This window comes from Frankia sp. CeCAU1 (genome assembly GCF_977971845.1).
The window spans coordinates 1-781 of record NZ_CDWWXA010000250.1; the positions used below are offsets into that span (position 1 = coordinate 1).

Below are 781 nucleotides of genomic sequence, written 5' to 3' on the forward strand. Positions count from 1 at the left end.
AGGGCTCCGGCAAGTTCGCGCTCTGAGTGGTGATGGTGGGGTTGCCGGGTGTGGTGATGGTTGTGTGGGTGGGGTCGGGTGTGGGTGTTTCGTCTCTTGTCGGGGGTGTGGGACCCGATGACTGGTGAGACACGGCGGGGACACGTGTCGCTGACAGAAAAGCAGGCACTCCGCCTGTAGATCACGCAGATGTCGAAGTCTTCGTGGTCTGGGGTGCGGTGTGCCTGCAGGGTTGTTGTCTCGTGCCGCGGCCGTGGTCGCGGCAGCGGGTGGTGTGTCGCAGCCGGGGATCTGGGAGCGGCTGGCCTCAGTGCCCGATCCGCGGTCGCCACGGGGCTGTTCCTACCCGCTGCCGTCGCTGCTGGCGGTATGGCTGTGTGGGCTGACCGCGGCGGGCCACGACTCCGCCCGCGCGGTCGGGCAGTGGGTGCGACGGGCGACGGCGGAGGAACGCACCCGGCTCCGGCTACCGTTCGACCCGTTCACCGGCCGGCACAGGATCCCGGACGAATCGACGCTGCGGCGGGTGATGACCACGGCTGGCCGTCGTGCTCTCGCCGCCGCGCTCCTGGGCGAGGACCTGTCGGGCGGGGCCGACACCACGACCGGCGAGGACCCAGGGGCGGTCGCTGTCCGTGACGGCGGGCGGGTGGGTGGATCCGGGTCGGTCCCCGGGGCGTTGGCCGTCGATGGAAAGACCAGCCGGGGCGCCCGCCGGCCGGACGGCAGCCAGGTCCACCTCCTCTCCGCGGTGACACACGGCGAGGGATACACGGTCAGT

General features: G+C 71.1%; 1 protein-coding gene. It reads left to right on the forward strand.

The genetic code is table 11. The features are described 5' to 3' along the window. Window positions 1-220: 220 nt before the first annotated feature. The coding region (locus tag AC08OO_RS23090; RefSeq protein WP_476619083.1) for a transposase family protein at window positions 221-781 on the forward strand (561 nt) is incomplete at its 3' end.